Origin of the sequence: Dolichospermum sp. LEGE 00246 (genome assembly GCF_015207865.1) — a bacterium.
Lineage (GTDB): Bacteria > Cyanobacteriota > Cyanobacteriia > Cyanobacteriales > Nostocaceae > Dolichospermum > Dolichospermum heterosporum.
Genome location: NZ_JADEWA010000015.1, coordinates 22,870 through 28,869, shown reverse-complemented (window position 1 = coordinate 28,869; position 6,000 = coordinate 22,870). Strand labels below are relative to the sequence as shown.

The following is a 6,000-nucleotide window of genomic DNA, read 5'->3' as shown; positions in this document are numbered from 1 at the left end:
ATAGTATCGTTGCATTTGTACCTCAATCTCACCAGGGTAAGTTTGCATCATCTATCAGTTCATCCATCTACCCCTCTAGTGTATAGCTATCATTGGCAGTATTACACCTTATTTAATCCACGATCCTAAGAGGGTGTTTGAAAAGTCATGATTGCTGTATCAAATGTTCTACCCCTCCCTAACCCTCCCCTTGTGAAGGGGAGGGAACTGGTTTTTCTTTTTTCCCCCTTCATAAGGGGAAAGGGGGGTAAAAATATGATGAAAATTACGGAATAAAACTTTTAAAACATTCTCCAATGGGATAACGTTGTTTCGTTGTTTCCAAGTTATAAGTAATTGGACAAAAATATTTACAGTCATTGCGAGGGGAGGGAAGCAATCACAACCCTGGCGATTGCTTCATTTCACTTCATTTCACTTCGTTCCATATGGCTAACGCCAGGCAATGCTTACGCAATGACATTGTGTAATTAATTCTGTCTCACTACTTATCTTATCAGATCAGTAATTCAGTATGTGCGAATTTAACGAAGTTAAGTAAATTTCGTTAATAACAATTTTGGAAGTGATAGCATAACTGGGTTGTAGGCTTATGTAAAAAAATAACTAAACTTTTTAAACATCCCCTAAAGAAGTATGATTCGTTTTTGAATAATAATCACATTCCCAAATAAAAGCAACAGCAAAAACAGCCAATTTCAGAAAAAATTCTTTAAAATGGTATAAAGTTGAAGCACGCAAAAACTAAGATCAATGTCAATCCATCTAAAGATAGATATCAAAGTACCGATATTGACTGGAGTTTAGATACTAAGTAGGTTGGCGTTGAAAATTGTCGTTATGGCAAGGCAAAAGACAATACTTCGACTTCGCTCAGTAACCAGGCAAGAGGCAAGAGTGAAGAGGGTTTGGGCGATTTTACGTTTCTTTACACAGTTTGGTTTTATTGTGTTCACCTACTCAGTAAGTAATTATAAAAGTGTTATTCTTTAATTTACTGTCTCTGTAGCAAGAATACGCAAAAGTTCTAGGGAATGGGATTTAAGCCTAAAGATAGAGTTAGACTTAAAGTGAGGGGTGTAAAAGTTAGGTATATGGTGTCATTGAGAAAGCAAAGAAGGTACCAGAGCCGAAAGTGATAACTATCAATAAGCTTAGGTCAGTAACCCAGCCCTAAAGGGACTGGGCTTGCAAGAGTAATCAAGCAAGCCGTGCTGACCAGACCACCCTGAGTTTACTCTCATCGTAGCCGTTATTTGAGTCACGACACCCACCGAATGCGTTCGCGCCAGCGTGCCGTCAGGCATAGCTAGTTCCCCGCTCTGTCATTTGCAATTAAACAGTTTTAAGGTCACTGAAACAGTGTTGCAAGTCTAAAAAGCTCTTATAACTGGTCGTTCGCGCAGCGTGCCGGAGGCATCTAGCTAACATTACCCCAGAAATGGGAGGCACATCGCGTGCAAAACATTATGCGTACAGAGTTGGGAATTTTGAATCGGTAATTGTCCCGTTGAGAGTACATCACAAAGGTACCCCGAATTTCTTAACTCCAAGGCGGTAATGAAAAAATATTCAAGGCGGTTAAAACCGCTCGTGCCGTTTCCCTCTCAGGGCTAAAGCCACTGAGTTTCCCACTTACCGGGTATTCTTATGACTACGGTTACATCTCAGTAGTGATGTCGGTGCTTTGTGGAGAAAGCCGACATAGGATAGGTTGGCGTTAATCACCATCATGCTTAACAAAAATACAATACAAAAATACGATGATGTTGGCATCTATGGAATACCACGCTTCCTGCAAATTCAGGACACCCAAAGCTATCAACACAGCAGCGCCGACTAAGGCAATAGTGGTACGGTTTATCCATAGGTACGGGATGTAACTGAGAGCTAAACCTGGTTAGGTTAAAGATAATGCGCTGTAAATGGCAAATTTAGCAAAAATTACTGTCTAAAGTTTGCTGTTTGAGAGTATTTTTCCTGATCCTATTTATTGATAATTATTGCTATAATAAGTTTTGTTGCAGTTAACAGAAATCACACCCAAAGGCAGATGTCTTCACTAAAATTTTAACTGTGCCAAGTTGCTAATGAAATTGAATGAACGCAGTATTGCTTTTTGGGAAATTATGGTCAGAGTGACTTATTAACATAATAAATTCAACCATAGGAAGCAGTTAATTAGACTTTTTACAGAATTTCTGTAATAATCCTGTTTTTCGGTTTAGGTTCTTGTCATATTACATATTCATCAATGAGGTGAATACCCTCACAACAAAAGAGGAATTACCATGAATGTATCTAAAAATACTAACAAAAACATTTTTCTAGCAAGTTGGATTTCTCTACATCCAGTAGACGCTAGTGAAGCTAATATGACTCCGTTACACCATGTTGCAGCCCAGCCGGCTTGGGACTTTTTACGTCCTTTGCGTAATTGGTTGGATAATATTCAGGTGCGCGATCGCCTATTAGCTCATCGTCTCTGTAAATACATTCCGGCTCAGTGTCCATTTGAGCGTGATGTCAAAGTATTTGGTAAAACACTGTTTCATATTCCGCCAATGTGTAAACTTAATCCTTTATACGAAGAAGTAGTAGGTTTGCGATTTAAAGCAATGTGCTATCTAGCTGATACCTGTGGCGAAGACATTTCTCAGTATTGCTAATGGGTAATGGGTAATGGGTAATAGTTTGACCAATGACCAATGACCAATGACAACTGACTAATTCTTTTGCTGTTGCCACTTTTGGATAGCATCCTGAGCATCTTCGTAGGCAATTGTTACTTGTGGAACTAATGCGGCGGTGGCGACAGCAGCTTGAAAATCTCCTTGAGTGGCACGGATTTTGGCTAAATCTAAAATTTTCTCACTCCATTCATTAATTAATGTTTGGGCAATTTCAAATCCAGGTTGTCCTTTTTGGATTTTTTTAGCAACTTCGATGGCGCGATTATAGGTTGATGCTTGTTCAGGAATAATTAAATTTTTAGCTGCATCTAAGAGAGTTTTATTACTTACGTATTGCTTGGCTTCTAGTTGCCATTTTTGAATGACTGTTTGAGATTGGGAATAAAGCGGATCTTTTGTGGTGATTAACTTGGCAATTGTGATGGCGGCTGGATATTTTTTTTGTTGAGCTTGTGCCTGTGCTAATGCCAAAATCATTTGGCACCAGACCTGAATATTTTCCTGGGATTTGGCGTATAGTGGTGCATCCGGGGGAATTCTCTGGGCTTTAGCGATCGCAATGCTTAAATGATTCGGTTGTGTGGGGACAAGCAACATTTTTTCTAGCTCTAAAATCGCTTGATTGCGTTTTTTAGAGTCTGTATTGGCACTAATTTGGGCCTTACTAGGATTTTGAGAAGTTTTAAATATTTGGGGAAATTGCAGTTTGCTAGTCTGATTACTAGATACTGTTTTTGAGAAATTTTTAAACCGAAAACTCTCGTGATTACGGAGTAAAAATGTAGCGATTAGCCCTACTATCACCATAGTACCACCACCCCAGATGATAAATTGTTGCCAAATTGGTGGTTCAGATCGCAGGGAAGTATAGGTATTGGCAGTGGTAAGAGCGGGAATAAATCTGCCACTGGGCGGGGATTCTGGGGAAGTTGTTAAGGTGTGATTGTTGCTAACAAGTGACTTTGATATGAGTGGGGGGACTAAATTTGCCTCGGTTGTTGTGGGGCTTAAAGTGGTTTCGACTGAGGCGTTTTCTGTCCACCAAGCCCTGTTTATGCTGCTAAAGGTGCTATTTTCTATGGGGGGTGCGGTGCGGGTGATAGCAAAACTTTCGGCTGGGAAAATTAGTGCTTCTGAGTTTTCATCTAGTGTCAACGTGGGTAAAATAGCTGGCTCTGGAGAGGGAATGACAGTCATGGGGTTTTGGACTGGTCGCCAGTGGTGTTGACAAAGTTTGGGGGTAAGATAACTTACATAGGCAGCTAAATCAGCAAAGTTGTATCCTTGTCCAGAACCTAAAGCTTCTAATAATGCTGCTGTGAAAAAACCATGACCTAATTCCGTGCTTTCATGGGCAAATTCCTCGGGTTGACAGGAAATAATTGCGCCCATTTGTAGTTCTTGGGCTAATTCGATAATTTCTTGTCCTACGGGGGCATCTGCTTGAGTCCCAAAAGCGCGGTTAATATCCAAGATGAGTAAGATATTGAGTCCGCTAACTTGTAGACTCTGCATGAGCGATCGCACTTCTATACCAGTTTCGGGAACTTGATCGGGATTGCCGGCGACTGGCATTAAATAATCTTGTTCTTTGTGGTTAACCCCATAGCCGCTAAAGAACAACCATAGGTAGTCCCCTGGCTGCCAAAGTGTGGCTGCTAATTCTTCTAGCAGCAAGAGGATATTTTCTTTTGTCGGATAGGAGGATTGTTCTCCTATGGGGGGCGAGGTATTTGTCATTAACAGGCATTTTTCGGGGAGAAAACCTGCTTGTGTTACCAAAAAATCCTTAATTGCCTCAGCATCGGCTTGAGCGCAACTGAGAGGTTGAAAGAATTGATATTGATCAATGCCGATGGCGATCGCCCAGTAATTTACCATCCCGCTATGAGTCAGTTGTTTGTTTGTTGTTTGCTGAAAATTGCCGTTAGCACGGAGTGTTAAGCACAAAGCTAACTTATTTCTTATATAGCAGGAGTCACCGAGTCACCGAGTAAAACCCTCTTGTAGACAGCGGTTCATTGCCAATTAATGTCCTTTTGCACCTTGTCCGTTGCTATAGTTTAATGAATTTTCACCTATTGCTGAAATTAGGTGGATACAACATAAATAATCGTAAAATACTCGCACTCGATTTCCATGACCTGTCATTTAGGAGATAGAAGATTATGTTCAGGATTGATGCAATACAATCATTTTCAGTGATCCCCTTTTCAATTATTAGCCAAGTTGGCAAAAAAATCCAGATTATTCATAGTGGAGTCTGGCTGTTATTAGCAGTTCCTTTATGGTTAACGACAGAAGCGATCGCTCCGCAGACTGTCCAAGCTTACACAGCTAGAGTAGATTTGCTGATAGACCGTTTACCAGAGGAAAGCTACGAAACCGTGCTACGAAGGGCAGAATCTACGGCTAGAGCCGCAACTCAACGGAGCTTTGACCAAGATATTTTGGTGACAGAAGTATCTGTTATTATTTCAGCACAAAATCGGGGAGCGATCGCACCAATCTTATCATTAGAAGTCAGTCGCCCTCAATGGCAAAAACTGCCAGATCCCCAAAATTGGACAACTTATTTTAAAACAGCCCGCTTATTACTGTTAATTGATCAGTAGAGTGACATACTCCCGTACCGCTTTTGCCCAAGTCACTCGATTTTGGATTGACTCCACGTGTAGAGTTGGAAAATTTGGGATTTGGGATTTAAGACTTTTCCGTTCTCAAGGAACGGGAACCCATGCCAACTTGTTTAATCTAAACTCTAAAATCCAAAATTCCCGGTCAAAAGTCAATTAATCGCTTACAATAGGAAGGTTGTCAAGAATCACGATATACCGCTGTCATGGCTGTTCCTAAGAAGAAAACATCAAAATCTAAACGAGATAAACGCCGCGCCACCTGGAGACACAAAGCTGCTGTTGAAGCGCAAAAAGCTATCTCCCTTGGTAAATCCATTTTAAGTGGTCGTTCTAACTTCGTCTATCCAGCAATTGAGGCAGAAGAAACAGAAGAATCTTAGAGAAAAATTCAGTAGTCTCCAATTCAGGAGTTAGAATAAATTTATACTCGTGACGGCTGAGATTTGAATTTTTAAAAGATTACTGAAAACCCCAATGCGTAAGGGTTTAGCAGTGCTTAATGGTGTCAACTTAACGTAAAACCTCTATCCCGCAAAGAACTCAAGTCATCTCATTCCCAGTCTCTGACTGGGAATGAATTCTAGAAGGCTCTGCCTTCAATGATATTAGAGGCAGAGCCTCATCAACTGCATTCCTAGTCAGAGACTAGGAAATAGATGTGGTAGGGA

The 6,000-nt window shown here is 40.7% G+C and carries 4 protein-coding genes and 1 pseudogene; 3 read left to right on the top strand and 2 right to left on the bottom strand.

Annotation, left to right across the window (positions count from 1 at the left end):
- Positions 1-1,653 precede the first annotated feature (1,653 nt).
- Positions 1,654-1,945 (bottom strand): annotated as a pseudogene (locus tag IQ228_RS27290) (anion transporter); the annotation flags it as partial.
- A gap of 346 nt (positions 1,946-2,291) precedes the next feature.
- Here IQ228_RS27290 and IQ228_RS02080 point away from each other — a divergent pair.
- Positions 2,292-2,669, top strand: coding sequence for a Mo-dependent nitrogenase C-terminal domain-containing protein (locus tag IQ228_RS02080; RefSeq protein WP_027404841.1), 378 nt, complete (start codon positions 2,292-2,294; stop codon positions 2,667-2,669).
- A gap of 57 nt (positions 2,670-2,726) precedes the next feature.
- Here the strand turns inward: IQ228_RS02080 and IQ228_RS02075 are convergent, their stop codons facing one another.
- Entirely contained in the window at positions 2,727-4,574 is a 1,848-nt protein-coding gene (locus IQ228_RS02075; RefSeq protein ID WP_193962064.1) for a caspase family protein, read from the bottom strand.
- Positions 4,575-4,861: 287 nt separating this feature from the next.
- Here IQ228_RS02075 and IQ228_RS02070 point away from each other — a divergent pair, with 287 nt between their 5' ends.
- Positions 4,862-5,308, top strand: a complete 447-nt coding sequence (locus IQ228_RS02070; RefSeq protein ID WP_193962062.1) for a hypothetical protein — start codon at positions 4,862-4,864, stop codon at positions 5,306-5,308.
- Positions 5,309-5,535: 227 nt separating this feature from the next.
- Positions 5,536-5,712 carry a 50S ribosomal protein L32 gene (gene rpmF / locus IQ228_RS02065; protein ID WP_027404838.1) on the top strand — a complete coding sequence of 59 codons (177 nt, stop codon included), beginning with the start codon at positions 5,536-5,538 and terminating at the stop codon, positions 5,710-5,712.
- The last annotated feature ends 288 nt before the right edge of the window (positions 5,713-6,000 follow it).